General features: G+C 71.0%; 15 protein-coding genes. 13 read left to right on the top strand and 2 right to left on the bottom strand.

Annotation, left to right across the window (positions count from 1 at the left end; genetic code table 11):
* Positions 1–56: 56 nt before the first annotated feature.
* The 8 genes from OG734_RS10550 (at position 57) to OG734_RS10515 (ending at position 8,127) form a co-directional block, all read left to right on the top strand.
* A complete protein-coding gene (locus OG734_RS10550) occupies positions 57–1,061 on the top strand; it encodes a DJ-1/PfpI family protein (RefSeq protein WP_330287234.1) in 1,005 nt (334 codons plus the stop codon).
* A gap of 171 nt (positions 1,062–1,232) precedes the next feature.
* Positions 1,233–1,631, top strand: coding sequence for a MerR family transcriptional regulator (locus OG734_RS10545; RefSeq protein WP_330287233.1), 399 nt, complete (start codon positions 1,233–1,235; stop codon positions 1,629–1,631).
* A gap of 637 nt (positions 1,632–2,268) precedes the next feature.
* The gene (locus tag OG734_RS10540; protein ID WP_330287232.1) at positions 2,269–3,477 is read left to right on the top strand and encodes an NAD(P)/FAD-dependent oxidoreductase; all 1,209 of its coding nucleotides are present in this window, start codon (positions 2,269–2,271) and stop codon (positions 3,475–3,477) included.
* Positions 3,474–3,788 (top strand): (2Fe-2S)-binding protein, encoded by a 315-nt coding sequence (locus OG734_RS10535; RefSeq protein WP_330287231.1) that lies wholly within the window; start codon positions 3,474–3,476, stop codon positions 3,786–3,788. The genes OG734_RS10540 and OG734_RS10535 overlap by 4 nt, the downstream gene beginning before the upstream one ends.
* Entirely contained in the window at positions 3,772–5,286 is a 1,515-nt protein-coding gene (locus tag OG734_RS10530; protein ID WP_330287230.1) for an NAD(P)/FAD-dependent oxidoreductase, read from the top strand. Before OG734_RS10535 ends, OG734_RS10530 begins: the two co-directional genes overlap by 17 nt.
* 130 nt (positions 5,287–5,416) lie before the next feature.
* Positions 5,417–6,322: a dihydrodipicolinate synthase family protein gene (locus OG734_RS10525; protein ID WP_330287229.1), complete on the top strand. Its 906-nt coding sequence runs from the start codon at positions 5,417–5,419 to the stop codon at positions 6,320–6,322.
* A gap of 79 nt (positions 6,323–6,401) precedes the next feature.
* Positions 6,402–7,403, top strand: coding sequence for a proline racemase family protein (locus OG734_RS10520; RefSeq protein WP_330287228.1), 1,002 nt, complete (start codon positions 6,402–6,404; stop codon positions 7,401–7,403).
* Between the two features lie 52 nt (positions 7,404–7,455).
* Positions 7,456–8,127: a GntR family transcriptional regulator gene (locus OG734_RS10515; protein ID WP_330287227.1), complete on the top strand. Its 672-nt coding sequence runs from the start codon at positions 7,456–7,458 to the stop codon at positions 8,125–8,127.
* 84 nt (positions 8,128–8,211) lie between these two features.
* Here the strand turns inward: OG734_RS10515 and OG734_RS10510 are convergent, their stop codons facing one another.
* Positions 8,212–9,600, bottom strand: a complete 1,389-nt coding sequence (locus OG734_RS10510; RefSeq protein ID WP_330287226.1) for a lanthionine synthetase LanC family protein — start codon at positions 9,598–9,600, stop codon at positions 8,212–8,214.
* Positions 9,601–9,749: 149 nt separating this feature from the next.
* Here OG734_RS10510 and OG734_RS10505 point away from each other — a divergent pair, with 149 nt between their 5' ends.
* Entirely contained in the window at positions 9,750–10,274 is a 525-nt protein-coding gene (locus tag OG734_RS10505) for a MarR family winged helix-turn-helix transcriptional regulator (protein ID WP_330287225.1), read from the top strand.
* A gap of 177 nt (positions 10,275–10,451) precedes the next feature.
* Here the strand turns inward: OG734_RS10505 and OG734_RS10500 are convergent, their stop codons facing one another.
* Positions 10,452–11,210: a DUF4142 domain-containing protein gene (locus OG734_RS10500; protein ID WP_330287224.1), complete on the bottom strand. Its 759-nt coding sequence runs from the start codon at positions 11,208–11,210 to the stop codon at positions 10,452–10,454.
* A 156-nt stretch (positions 11,211–11,366) separates the two neighbouring features.
* Between OG734_RS10500 and OG734_RS10495 the strand changes: the two genes are divergently transcribed.
* The 4 genes from OG734_RS10495 (at position 11,367) to OG734_RS10480 (ending at position 13,975) form a co-directional block, all read left to right on the top strand.
* Positions 11,367–11,897: a MarR family winged helix-turn-helix transcriptional regulator gene (locus OG734_RS10495; RefSeq protein WP_330287223.1), complete on the top strand. Its 531-nt coding sequence runs from the start codon at positions 11,367–11,369 to the stop codon at positions 11,895–11,897.
* 156 nt (positions 11,898–12,053) lie between these two features.
* Positions 12,054–12,671, top strand: a complete 618-nt coding sequence (locus OG734_RS10490; RefSeq protein ID WP_330287222.1) for a DsbA family protein — start codon at positions 12,054–12,056, stop codon at positions 12,669–12,671.
* Between the two features lie 75 nt (positions 12,672–12,746).
* On the top strand, positions 12,747–13,553 hold the full coding sequence (locus tag OG734_RS10485) for an MBL fold metallo-hydrolase (RefSeq protein ID WP_330287221.1): 807 nt from the start codon (positions 12,747–12,749) through the stop codon (positions 13,551–13,553).
* A complete protein-coding gene (locus OG734_RS10480; RefSeq protein WP_330287220.1) occupies positions 13,544–13,975 on the top strand; it encodes a nuclear transport factor 2 family protein in 432 nt (143 codons plus the stop codon). Before OG734_RS10485 ends, OG734_RS10480 begins: the two co-directional genes overlap by 10 nt.
* Positions 13,976–14,013 lie beyond the last annotated feature (38 nt).

The raw sequence follows: 14,013 nt of genomic DNA, 5'->3' as shown, positions 1-14,013 counted from the left end.
CGACCGAGGAGCGCCCCTCCATTCCCCCAGCTCGCAGTGTGAAAGAAGGCCCCGCCATGAACACCCCCACCTCGTCCAAGCCCAAGGCACTGATCGTCGTCCCGTCGGCCGCTGTCCTGCCGCTCACCGAACCGGCGGGCCACCCCGGCGTTTCCACCGGGTTCTACCTGGTCGAGCTGGCGCAGATCCTCAAGGAATTCGGCGACGAGTACGAGTTCACCTTCGTCACCCCAGGCGGGCTCGTCCCGCAGCTGGAGATCAACGGCCTGGCCCTGTCGATGCACGCCGCGGACAAGTTCAGTTCCGCGACGGTCTCGGCCACCGCGGCGCAGGCGTTCCGCTTCGATGTCGACACCTTCCGCGCCAAACGGCCCGGACTCGTCGCCCGCCGGGACAGCGAACTCGCCCTCGCCCGCCGCTACCTGGGCCGCCTGCCCGTCTCCGAGTCGCTGCCGGGCAGTGACAAGGAAGTCGTGGTGCTGCGCGACGACCTGATCAAGTCGATGCAGGACCTGCCGGAGCACACCTACCAGTCCATCGAGCAGCTCGTGCTCAGACACCGCGACCCCGAGGACGCCTTCGACCTGAGCGCGTTCGACTTCGTGCACATGCCGGGCGGCCACGCGCCCATGGTCGATTTCGTCGACAACCCCTGGCTCGGCGAACTCCTGCACACCCTGCGGGAGAACGGGGTGCTGATCTCGCTGATCTGCCACGCCCCCATCGCCATGGCCTCGGCCAAGTACCGGGTGGGTGCTGACGGCACCGTCATCACCGACCTCGACCACGCCTTCAAGGGCGTGCGGGTGACCACGGTCGCCAAATCCGCCGAACTCTTCGTCCTCAGCAACGGCTACCTCAAGATCCCCGGCAAGAAGGTACGGATGGGCTACTTCATCGACGAAGCCCTCAGGAACGCCGGCTACAAGGTGGAGACGACCACCAACCCGACCGCCATCAAGGTCATCTGGGAGGAGGGCGTCCGCCTGCTCACCAGCAACGGTCCCCAGTCGATCGACGAGCACGCCGCCCGCCTGCGCACCCTCCTGCCCCGTCACTGAGGCCCCGCCTCCCGGCACCGCCAGATCGGCATGTCCATCTGATCGACCGTGATCCGGCACGCTGCTGCCGGACGAGAAGAAGGGCCCGTGATGTCAATGTCAGCTACGCTGAAACCTCACACTAACGTCAGCTGCATCTCTGACACGATGCTGAACCGGCAAGGAGGAGCGATGCGGATCGGGGAGGTCGCCGAACAGGCAGGGGTGAGCGTTCGGGCGCTGCGGTACTACGAGGAGCAGGGGCTGCTCGGTGCCACGCGTACCGGCGGGGGGCAGCGGCAGTACCCGGAGGGCGCGGTCGCCCGGGTCAGGATGATCCAGCAGTTGTACGCCGCCGGCCTGGCGAGCAGGCTTGTTCGCGAGGTCCTGCCGCGGTGCATGAACGAGGGTGAATCGCCCGTCGGGTTCAGCGACAGCCTCATCACCGAACGGGCCCGCATCGACCGCCAGATCGGCGACCTGACAGCAGTACGCGCCCGCCTCGACGAGATCATCGCGGTGGCGACAGACCCCAGCCACCCGCACCACAGCCACCCCGTACGCGGCGGTGCTGCCGCCAGTACCGCCTGAGGCGTTCTTGTCGCACACCACTCATCAGTGGTGTGCGACAAGAACGCCTCAGCGACCGACCCCAGCGTCGCCTCGGTGGGGTCGCTGCGCGCGAAACGTCGACCGCCTTGCTGCACGGCCTCGCCGCGGCCTGTGCGTCCGGTACCGGACAGCGACGGCCTCTGTCCCGGCTGGGACAGAGGCCGTCGTGCGAGAGGGTGGATGTCGTGCTCATGGTGAGGGCGACCCGCCCTTGGAGCCCGCCCTTGATCATGCGCATGTAAGCCTTCGGAGACCATGGTGACAGCGGGGGGACTGACTGCGTCCCTGAGAAGGGGCGCTGCCGTGACCAATCTGACGGGACGTGGCAGCGCCCTCCCCATCACCACCGTGGGAGCTCATCCGCCGCTGTGCGGACGCCGCCGTCGGCCTGTGGGCGTGGGTTGCGACAGCGGCGGCCTGTCCGGCAGTCGCACCGAAACCGTCCCGGCCAGGGCCGGGACGGCCTCCCGACTCGAAGAACAAACACCGGGCCAGGCGCCATGACGTCGGCAAGACCGTCAAACGCGCCGAATTGATCAAGGAGCCGCGCTCAGCGGCCGGCGAGTCGAGCCTAGGCGCCCTTGGCGGGGGAAGAAACATGTGACATTGTACTGGCGTGAGCAAGCGACTGACCTGCGATGTTGTGGTCATCGGCGCCGGAATGGTGGGCGCCGCCTGTGCCCTGTACCTCGCCCGGGCGGGCCTCGCGACCCTCGTCCTCGACCGGGGCCCGGTGGCCGGCGGTACCACCGGCGCCGGTGAGGGCAACCTGCTCGTCTCCGACAAGGAGCCGGGGCCCGAGCTGGACCTTGCGCTGCTCTCCGCCCGCCTCTGGCACGACCTCGCTGCCGAACGCGGTCTCGGCGGCGCCGTCGAGTTCGAGGCGAAGGGCGGGATCGTCGTCGCCTCCGACGCCGAAGGCATGGCCGCGCTGACCGGCTTCGCCGCTGGACAACGGGCGGCGGGCGTCGAGGCCGAGATCGTCGACGCCGCCCAACTGCGGGACCTGGAACCGCACCTGGCCCCCGACCTCGCGGGCGGCGTCCGGTACCCGCAGGACTGCCAGGTGATGCCCTCCCTCGCCGCAGCCCAGGTCGTCCGAGCGGCCCGGCGGGCCGGAGCCGAGCTCCGCACCGGCACGGCCGTCACGGACATCCTGCGCGCACCGGACGGCTCAGTGTGCGGCGTACGGACGGCGGGGCACGGCGACATCCACGCCCCGGTCGTCGTCAACGCGGCCGGCACCTGGGGCGGCGAGGTCGCCGCGCTGGCCGGGGTGCACCTGCCCGTGCTGCCACGCCGCGGCTTCGTCCTGGTCACCGAACCGCTGCCGCCCGGCACCGTCCGGCACAAGGTGTACGCCGCCGACTACGTCGCCGATGTCGCCAGCGGCGACGCCGGGCTCCAGTCCTCGGCGGTCGTCGAGAGCACGGCCGCGGGGCCGGTACTGATCGGCGCCAGCCGCGAACGGGTCGGCTTCGACCGTACCTTCTCCCTCCCTGTCGTACGCCGACTGGCCGCCCAGGCGACGGCCCTCTTCCCGCTCCTCGGCACGGTCCACGCGATGCGCGCCTACCTGGGCTTCCGCCCCTATCTGCCGGACCACCTGCCGGCCATCGGGGCCGATCCCCGGGCGCCGGGGCTCCACCACGCGTGCGGTCACGAGGGGGCGGGGATCGGACTCGCGGTCGGTACGGGGCACTTGATCGCACAGTCGTTGACGGGCGGGACTCCCGATCTGGACCTCGCGCCCTTCCGTCCGGACCGTTTCAAGGAGAAGACGGAGAAGACGGAGAAGACGGAGAAGGAGGCCGGGGAGCGATGAAGAGGAAGACCCCCCTGGAGCTGGCCGCGGCACAGCCCGGACCGGCCCACGTGGTCACCGTGGACGGACGCGAGATCGCCGCACTGCCCGGTCAGACCGTCGCCGCCGTGCTCTGGTCGGCGGGCATCACCTCCTGGCGCAGCACCCGGGGCAGCGGTGCGCCGCGCGGGATCTTCTGCGGCATCGGTGTCTGCTACGACTGCCTCGTCACCGTCAACGACCGGCCCAACCAACGGGCTTGCCTGGTACCGGCCGTATCCGGCGACGCGATCCGCACGCAGGAAGGGGTCGGTCATGACGAACTCGGCTGAGCGCTCGGTGGGACATCTGGTGCATCGGCTGCGGTCCGGTGTGGGCTGGTCGCGCCCCCATCGGGGCGCCGTCGCGCACCCGACTTCATCAGGACCGCCCAGCGCCTCGCTCGTGGTCGTCGGCGCCGGTCCCGCAGGCCTCGCCGCCGCGCTGACGGCGGCCGACCGGGGCGTACGGGTCGTGCTGCTCGACGCGGGCGCGCAGGCGGGCGGGCAGTTCTACCGGCAGCCCGCGGCGGCGCTGAAGGCGCGCAGACCGCAGGCCTTGCACCACGCCTGGGGCACCTGGAAGAAGCTGCGCGACCGGCTGGCGGCGCATGTCGATGCGGGCCGGATCACCCACCTGACGGATCGTCATGTCTGGTTCGTGGAGAGGGAGTTCGAAGAGGGCCGCTTCGGTGTGCATGCCCTCCTCGGCCCCCGGCAGGCCGAGTCGCAGACCGTCACCGCCGACGCCGTCCTCCTCGCCACCGGCGGCTACGAGAAGGTGCTGCCCTTCCCCGGCTGGACCCTCCCCGGTGTGGTCACCGCGGGTGGCGCACAGGCGATGCTCAAGGGCGGCCTCGTCCTGCCGGGCCGTACAGCGGTCGTCGCCGGAACCGGGCCGCTCCTGATGCCGGTCGCGGCCGGCCTCGCCGCGGCGGGCGCCGAAGTCGCCGCGTACGTCGAGTCCACGCACCCCGCCGACTTCGTACGGCACACCGCGACACTCGCCGGCAACCCCGCGAAGGTCGCCGAGGCCGCCCGGTACGCGGCCCAACTGCTGTGGCACAAGGTGCCGGTGACGGTACGTCACACCGTCGTCGCAGCGCACGGCACCGACCGCGTCGAAGCCGTCACCGTCGCCGCCCTGGACACGCACGGCCGGGTACGGCCGGGCACCGGGCGGCGGATCGCGTGCGACACCCTCGCCGTCGGACACGGCATGCTCGCGCACACCGACCTCGCCGAGACCCTGGGGTGCGCGATCGACGCCACCGGTGACGCTTTTGTCGTCACCGACGCCGAACAGCGCACCGACGTCGACGGTGTCTGGGCGGCGGGCGAAGCCACCGGCATCGGGGGAGCGGTGCTCGCGCTGGCCGAGGGTGAGATCGCCGGACACTCGATCGCCGCGCGCATGACGGGAGTTGAGCTTCGCCCCGCCGACTGGGCGACGGCCGCCCGGACCCGTACCCGGCTGCGGAAGTTCTTCGCCGCCCTCGACGATGCCTACGTCCCACCCGCGCACTGGGCGGAACAGGTCGCCGACGACACCGTCGTCTGCCGCTGCGAGGAGGTGACGGCGGCCGAAGTCCGGGAAGCCGTCGAGGAGTTGGGCGCGACTGATTTGCGTACCGTCAAGCTGCTCACCCGTGCCGGTATGGGTTGGTGCCAGGGTCGGGTTTGCGCACCGGGAGTCGCCGGGATTGCGGGCTGCCCGGCGGGCCCGGCGAAGCGGCCGTTCGCCCGACCGGTACCACTCAGTGTGCTGGCGCAGGAACCCGAGCGCCCATGAGAACGGCAGTACGTCGTCTGCGGGCCCGTCGTGGCTGGTCGCGCCCCGCGGCGGAGCCGCAGATCGATACAGCCCCGCGCCCCTTCGGGCGCGTCCCTCTCCGCCCCCGATTCCGAAAGATGAGGCACTCATGAACAGCCCCGCCCCCGCCCCCACCCCCGTCTGGCGAGGCGTTCTCGTCGCCACCGCGTTGCCGCTGAACGACGATCTGAGCGTCAACTACGCCGCGTACGCGGACCATTGCCGCTGGCTCGTCGAGAACGGCTGCGACGGCGTCGTACCGAACGGCTCGCTCGGCGAGTACCAGGTGCTCAGCATCGAGGAGCGGGCGAAGGTCGTCGAGACCGCGGTCGCCGCGATCGGCGGGGACAGGGTCATGCCGGGCGTCGCAGCCTACGGCTGTGCCGAGTCCGCCCGCTGGGCAGCGCAGGCCAAGGACGCCGGCTGCGCCGCCGTCATGCTGCTGCCGCCCAACGCCTACCGTGGCGACGAGCGTTCGGTGCTCGCGCACTACGCCGCAGTCGCCGAGGTCGGTATCGACATCGTGGCGTACAACAACCCGATCGACACCAAGATCGACCTCACCCCCGAACTGCTCGCCAAGTTGCACGCGGCCGGACACATCAAGGGCGTGAAGGAGTTCTCCGGGGACACCCGGCGCATCTACCAGATCCAGGAACTCGCCCCGGAACTCGACGTGTTGATCGGCGCCGACGACGTCCTGCTGGAGCTGGCCTCGGCCGGCGCGGTGGGCTGGGTCGCCGGTTACCCCAACGCCCTGCCCCGGGCGACGGTCGAGCTGTACCGCGCCGCCGTGGCGGGCGACCTGGCCACCGCCCTGCCGCTCTACCGGCAGTTGCACGCACTCCACCGCTGGGACTCCAAGGTCGAGTTCGTGCAGGCGATCAAGCTGTCCATGGACATCGTCGGGAGGCACGGCGGTCCCGTCCGCCCGCCGCGCATGCCGCTGCTGCCGGAGCAGGAGAAGGCGGTCCGCGAGGCCACCGAGAAGGCCGTCGCCCTCGGCCTCGCCTGAGCCGACAGCACGCCGACCTAACCCGACCTGACCCGACCTGACCCGACCTGACGTGAGTTGACCTGAGAGGATCGCGATCATGCGCAGCAAGCTCGTCCTGCACGCCGTCGACTCGCACACCGAGGGCATGCCGACCCGGGTCGTCACCGGCGGAATCGGCACGATCCCCGGCGACACGATGAACGAACGCCGGCTGTGGTTCCGCGAAAACCGGGACGACGTACGGAACTTCCTCATGAACGAGCCGCGCGGGCACCCGGCCATGAGCGGGGCGATCCTCCAGCCGCCGACCCGGCCCGACTGCGACTACGGCGTGGTCTACATCGAGGTCTCCGGCTATCTGCCGATGTGCGGACACGGCACGATCGGTGTGGCGACCGTGCTCGTCGAGACCGGCATGGTCCCGGTCGTCGAGCCGGTCACCACCATCCGTCTGGACACCCCGGCCGGGCTCGTCGTCGCCGAGGTGGCGGTGGAGAACGGCGCGGCGAAGGCGGTCACGATCCGCAACGTGCCTTCGTTCGCGGTGGAGTTGGACCGCAAGGCGACCCTCGCCGACGGCCGCACGGTGACGTACGACCTCGCCTTCGGCGGCAACTTCTACGCCATCCTGCCCCTGGAGCAGTTCGGCCTTCCCTTCGAGCGCGAGCGTAAGGACGACATCCTCGCCGCCGGGCTCGCCCTGATGGACGCGATCAACGCCGACGGCCCACCCGTACACCCGGAGAACCCGACCATCAGCGGCGTCCACCACGTCTATCTGGCGGCCCCCGGCTCGAATGCGACCCGCTCCCGGCACGCGATGGCCATCCACCCCGGCTGGTTCGACCGCTCGCCCTGCGGCACGGGCACCTCCGCCCGTATGGCCCAGCTCCACGCCCGCGGTGAACTTCCGCTGCACCAGGACTTCTTGAACGAGTCCTTCATCGGTACGTCCTTCACCGGGCGGCTCGTCGAGAGCACGGAGGTCGCCGGACGCCCTGCCGTGGTGCCCACGATCACCGGCCGCGCCTGGATCACGGGCACCGCCCAGTACCTGCTGGACCCGGACGACCCGTTCCCGGCCGGCTTCGTACTCTGACACCGCCCGACCCGAGATCCACCAGATCCACCAGTCCACCAGGAGAAAACCCATGGCCGCTCAGCGCACCGGCCCCGTTCTGCCCAGCATCGGTGGGTCGCGGCCCAGTTACCGGGCGAGCGTCGCCGACGCGCTGCGGGCCGCGCTCGTCGCCGGTGAACTGCGGCCCGGCGAGGTCTACTCGGCGCCCTCGCTCGCCGCCCGCTTCGGCGTCTCGGCGACCCCGGTGCGCGAGGCCATGCTCGACCTGGTGAAGGAGGGCATGGTCGATCCCGTACCCAACAAGGGCTTCCGGGTCACCACGGTCTCCGAGCGGCAGCTCGACGAGTACACCCACATCCGGTCGCTGATCGAGATCCCGACCACCGTCGGCCTCGCCGCGACCGCCGACCCGGCCGCGCTGGAGGCGTTGCGCACGTACGCGGAGGAAAGCATCGCTGCGGCGGACAGCGGCGATCTCATCGCCCACGTCGACGCCGACCGCCGCTTCCACCTCGGTCTGCTCGCCCTGGCCGGCAACCAGCATCTGGTCGAGGTCGTCGGCGACCTGCGCAAACGGTCCCGGCTGTACGGGCTGACCGCACTGGCCGAGCGCGGCCTGCTGAAGTCGACCGCCGAGGAGCACCTGGAGATCCTCGACGCACTCCTCGCCCGGGACGCGGAGCGCGTACGGACCGTGATGACCCGGCACCTGGGGCACGTCCGGGGCGATTGGGCCCACTGAGCCCGCTGAGCCCCCTCCGCCTCACCGCACCTGCGGGGGGCGATCCGGGCGGAACAGGCGCTGACCTGAGCGGTCCGAGCGCGCTCAGGAGACGGCCGTACCGCCCGTCGTACGCAGCCGCTCCGGCACCGCCCACCACTGGTCGGGCCGGTCCACCACCGCCGCCTCCGGCCCGGTCCCGAGGAACCGGGTGAGCCGGAAGAGATACGCCGCGATGCCCGCCGCGCCCTGCATCCACGCGGTCCCCGGGGGCAGCAGCGGCGACTCCTGACGGTGTTCGAGGAAGCGCCAGCGGGCGCCCTCCTCGTCCCTGATCGCCCGCTCGACCAACGCGTCGCCCATCCCGCGGGCCGCCCGCACAAGCGTCTCAGCGGTCTCCGGGTCCCCGCAGTCCTGTGCCGCGTCGAGGAGTACGTCGCCCACGCCCGCCGTGCCGCAGCAGCGGCCGTCGTTGTCCCAGAACCCGGGGCGCAGGCGCTGCGGGAGGCCCGAGGCGAGGATCGACGTCAGACAGCGCTGCCGCAGCTCGCCGACGCCGAGGCCCGTCACGCCCGCGTGCGCCAGGGCCGAGAACAGGTGCGAGGTGCCCGCCGGACCGTGGCACCACGTGTACGTCACCGGCTCCACCTCCCGCTTCGACGGCGGGATCGTGTGCGGAACGACGAAACCGCCGTCGTCCAACGAGCCCACCGACAGGACGTGCCTGGCCCCCTGGACCGCGGCCTCGACAAAGTCCTCCCTGCCGAGCGCCGCCCCGGCCACGGCCAGTGCGGAGGCCACTCCGGCGGTGCCGTGGGAGTAGTTCGGCGCCCGCCACTCCGTGGTCGCCCCGATGCCCCAGTCCAGGCCCGCCGCCGTCCGGTCCGCCACCCGCAGCAGCGCCTCGCAGCCCGTCGTGGCGATCGGCTCCGCGAACTCGCCGCCCGCCCAGACAGCGGTCAGCACCACGCCCGCGGTGCCCATGATGATGTCGTTGAGGGGCGCGTCGGAACCGGCCTCGAACCCGACGGTGGTCTTCCAGCCGTCGGGCGTCGCCAGCTCGGCCAGCCGTCGCAGCGCGACCGACTCCGTGCCTGGTTCGAGCAGCCTCAGCGCCGTCACGTCACCGGCCAGACCGTCGTACAGCGAGGGTTCCGTCCGGTTCTTCGCCGCCGCCGACAGTCTGGTCACGATGCCGGCCGCCAACGACCGCTCCCGGTCGGTCGGTTCGCGGTACCGGGCGATCTCGGCCAGCACGGGGGCCAGGCCCGCGATGCCGGAGTACAGACTGTCGCGGTCCTTCGCGGGTGCGATGCCCGGACCGTCCTGTGCCGCGTCCTCGGGCACCGTCTCCGGCAGCCACGGGCCGTCGTCCTCGCGGACCTGGTCCAGCACCCACGACCAGGCGGCCTCGCCGAGTTCCCGGTACCTGTCGTACGAACCGCGTGAATTGATCGAGTCGCTTGTTTCGCTTGATTCGTTCTTCTCCGGCACCCGGTCACGCTACAAGCGCACTGCCGCCGCCGGTAGGGCGCCCACCTGCGGTGCCGGGGTGCTCCTCCTCCGCCGCCGCGGTCATGGGTCGGGAAAATCTGTTCCCATCGGGTGCGGGAGCGGCTGCTTCGGCACGGTAGAAAGGACCCATGGCGGAGCGCGAGACCCCTGCGGGGGACATGGACGATGTTGACGCGGTGGCCCGTGCGGTGCTGACCGCGTCGCGGCTGCTGGTGGCGGTCTCGGCCCGCTCCCTCGCCGAGGTCGAGGAACGCGTGACGCTCCCGCAGTTCCGGATGCTGGTCGTCCTGTCCACTCGCGGCGACACCAAGCTGGTCACGCTCGCCGACCTGCTCCAGGTGGCCCCGTCCACCGCGATGCGCATGGTCGACCGGCTGATCGCGGCAGGTCTCGCCGAACGGCACCTCAATCCGGACAACCGCCGTGAGACGCAGCTGGGCCTCACCGAGGAGGGCCGCCGAACGGTCGAGGACGTCATGGCCCGGCGGCGGGCCGAGGTCTGCGGGATCGTGTCCCGCCTCGCCCCGGCGCAGCGGGCAGCGCTCGTCGAGGCGCTCAACGCCTTCAGCGAGGCGGGCGGCGAGCCCCTGGCCCCGGTGGCGGGCGACATGGAGCCGCACCCACTCGGCTGGACGGACACCGTGATCGTGTGACGCCGTTCACGGCGGACGAGATCCGAGCCGCCCCGAAGGGACCCGACCCGACCCGAGCCGACCCGAGCCGACCCGACCCGACCCGACCCGAGCCGAGCCGAGCCGATCTGAGCCGAGCCGAGCCGCCCCGAGCTGATCTGATCCGAGTTGATCAGATCTGATCCGATCCGAGGGCTGTCAGCCCGCTGACGGCGATGGACTGGACGGGCCCGTGGGGGCCGGGGCGGCCGTGTTGATGTTCAGGTCCGGGCGCGGGGTGAGCGCGACGATCGGTGCACCCTGCAGGGGCGGCGGCGGGGTCGTGTCGTCCTTGGGCAGTTTCGGTGGCGTGCTCTGCTGGAAGTTCACCTGGTCGATGTTGACGAGGCCGGTGTTCTCCAGCACGGTGATGTGGTCGAGGACGGTGTCGTTGGCCAGGTCGGCCAAGGCGCGGATCATGACGTTCTGGGTGGTGGCGCGGATCTTGGCGATGGTCGGGAAGATCTGGCCATGGGTCACCCGCATGATGGTGACCGCGGTGGAGTCGAACTGCCTGCCGGTGGCCGCGTCCGCCGTGGCCACGAACTGCTGCTGTTGCGGCGAGGCCTGGTTGGGCAGCACCACCCCGAGTTCGGGGGCGATCTTGCGGCACATGTCGTCGAGTCCGGCGTGACCGACGATCAGGTGTTTGCCGGCTTCCCTCATCTCTGGGGTCGTGCCCCGCTGCATCGCCATCTCGCCCAACGGGTACTCCCACAGCCCCGCCGCGCGCACCTTCACCACGAAGTCCCGGTCGGCCTCGGTCAGCGGGCCGTAGCGGGTGTTGGCGACGACGCGGTCCGGTGAACTCGTCGTGTTCTGCACCCCGAGCATGGCGGGGTAGGCCAGCGCGGCGAGGGTCAGCCCCAGCGCGCCGAACACGAACAGGTTTCCGGCCTTCTTGGCCGAGACGGGCATGGGGCCTCCTGGTGTGAGCGGCTCGTACGCCAGGAGGTACGGGAGCGAGGAGGGATTCAATCATTGCTCAGGGTAAATTTTGCACTCTGCTAAATCCGCCCCTGTCGTTCCGGGGGATGGTGCGTCCTCCGGCCCGAGACACGGCATGATCAATGGATGGGAGCTGCAGAGGACGAGAGTGGGGGTGGTCAGGTGGCTGGGCGGGTGGAGATCTCGTCGCCGCAGGAGGCCGCGAACAACGCCTTGGTGCTGGCGTTCGGGCGGTTGCAGGGCGCGGCGAACCGGCTCGAATACATCCTGGGCCGGTCGCTGGAGCAGGAGTGCGGCATCAGTCACCTCATGTTCGAGGTGCTGCTCATCCTGGGGCGGGCGGGCGAGCCCGGGCTGTCCATGCGGGCCGTCGCCCAGGAGCAGGTGCTGACCACGGGCGGTGCGACGCGTCTGGTGGACCGGATGGCGGCGGCCGGTCTGGTCGAGCGCGCCGAGGACCCGGACGACCGGCGCGGCCGGCTGGTGCGTCTGACCCGGCTGGGGGAGGAGACCGCTGTGCGGGCGTCCCGCCTGCACGTGGAGAACATACGCCGCTACTTCGTTGCGCCACTGCCGCCCGAGGACTGGGAACGGTTCGCCGAAGACCTGCGCATCCTCAGCCACTCCGCGCGGGACGAGCTGCCCCGCCTGCCCTGACTTCGGGATCCGGATCCAGATCGCCATCGCGGGCGCGGGTGTGTCGGGCGTCACATGCGCGAGGTCGGTGCGGGGAAATATCTGACTCGTCAGTTACTGTTTTCTCAGGCGAAGCGCTCGCATCCGGCGGACGCCACACCACTGCCGAGGTCCTCCATGAAGCTCGTCTACGTCTTCGACGCCTACTGCGGCTGGTCGCACGGCTTCTCCGGAACGCTGGCCGAGGTCGCCTCCCGCCATCCGGACCTCCCTGTGGACGTGGTCTCCGGTGGCCTGTTCACCGGGTCGCGCCGGGTGCCGGTCCGGGAGTTCGGGTATGTCCAGGGCGCGAATGCCCAGATCACCGAGCTGACGGGGGCCGAGTTCGGTGAGGCGTACGAGGAGCTGATCGCGGACGGTTCGTTCGTGATGGACTCCGAGGCCGCCGCCCGTGGCGTCGCCGCCCTGCGCCAGGCCGCGCCCTCCCGCGCGGCGGAACTGGCCGTCGCACTGCAGCATGCCTTCTACGTCGACGGGCTCAGCCTCTCCGACGCGGCGACCTACCGGAAGGTCGCCGAGGCGGCCGGACTCGACGCCGATGCCGTGCTGGCCGCCTTCGACGGGCCCGGAGTGCGGGTCGCGGCCGGGGCCGACTTCCACCGGGCCGCCTCGCTGGGCGTCACCGGCTTCCCCACCCTCCTCGCCGTGGGCGGCGACCGAGTCACCGTGCTGGCCCGGGGGCGCGCCACCGCCGACGAGGTCGACCAGCGGCTCGCGACCCTTCGTACCGCCTGAGCTTCCCCCGTCCCCACCCCTTCCCTCACTCGCTCACCCCTCACCCCAACCCCCCTCTCCCACAAGGAGTCTTCGATGAGTGCTCTTTCCTTCAAGGTCCTGGACCTGGATTTCCCGGCCGGTTCCAAGAACAAGACGGCCACCCTGGTCACCGGTGACAGCGAGGCGCTGCTGGTGGATGCCGCGTTCACCCGGGCCGACGGGCACCGGCTGGCCGCGGAGATCCTCGACTCGGGCAGGACGCTGACCACGGTCTTCGTCAGCCACGCCGACCCCGACTTCTACTTCGGCGCCGAAGTCCTGGCCGACGCCTTCCCCGAGGCGGCGTTCGTGGCGACGCCGCTGGTCATCGAGCACATCCAGCACTCCTACGAGGGCAAGCTCAAGGCCTGGGCCGCACTCGGCGCCAACCTCCCCACCCGCCTGGTCGAACTCGCCCCGCTGACGGGTGACCTGACCCTGGAGGGCCACCGCTTCGAGCTGAAGGGCGGCACGGCCGCGCTGCCCGACCGCCACTACCTGTGGCAGGCCGAGACCCGCGCCCTGCTCGGCGGGGTGCTGCTCTTCCAGCAGGAGCACGTCTGGGTCGCCGACACCCCCACCCCCGGCGACCGCGCCGCCTGGATCGACCTCCTCGACGAGATGACCGCCCTCGCCCCGCAGCTGGTCGTGCCCGGCCACCGCCTGCCCGGCACCGCGGCGGACGCCTCCGCGATCACCGCCACCCGTGACTACCTGCTCGCCTTCGAGGAGGAACTCGGCAAGGCGGCCGACGGGGCCGCGCTGACCGAGGCGCTCGTCAAGCGTTACCCGGACAACGGCATGCTGATCGCCGCGCAGATCGGTGCGAAGGTCGCCAAGGGTGAGATGACATGGGGCTGACCAGCACGACCGCCACCGACTTCGCGACCTCCGCGGCCCCCGCCGACGTCGTGCGCCGCCAGTACCTGGCGTCCGCGGCCGGCGACCTGGACGCCCTGCGCGCCACTCTCGCCCCGGACGTGGAGTGGACCGAGATGGCGGGCTTCCCGCTGGCCGGTACCTATCGCACCCCCGAGGGCGTCACCGCCAATGTGATGGAACAGCTGGGCAAGGAGTGGGAGGGCTGGGCCGCGCACGACGACACGTATGTGGTGGACGGGGAGAACGTCGTCGTCCTGGCCCGCTACACGGCGGTCAACAAGGCCACCGGCAAGGCGATCGACGTCCGCGTCGCCCACCACTTCGTCGTACGCGGCGCACTCATCGTCCGCTTCGAACAGTTCGTCGACACCGCCCTCGTCCGCGACGCCATGACCGCCTGACGCAGTGCTGCCCGCGCTCGCTTTCCTCTTCCTCCCGG

Source organism: Streptomyces sp. NBC_00576 (assembly GCF_036345175.1).
Taxonomy (GTDB): Bacteria; Actinomycetota; Actinomycetes; order Streptomycetales; family Streptomycetaceae; genus Streptomyces.
This window is presented reverse-complemented; position numbering and strand designations above follow the sequence as displayed.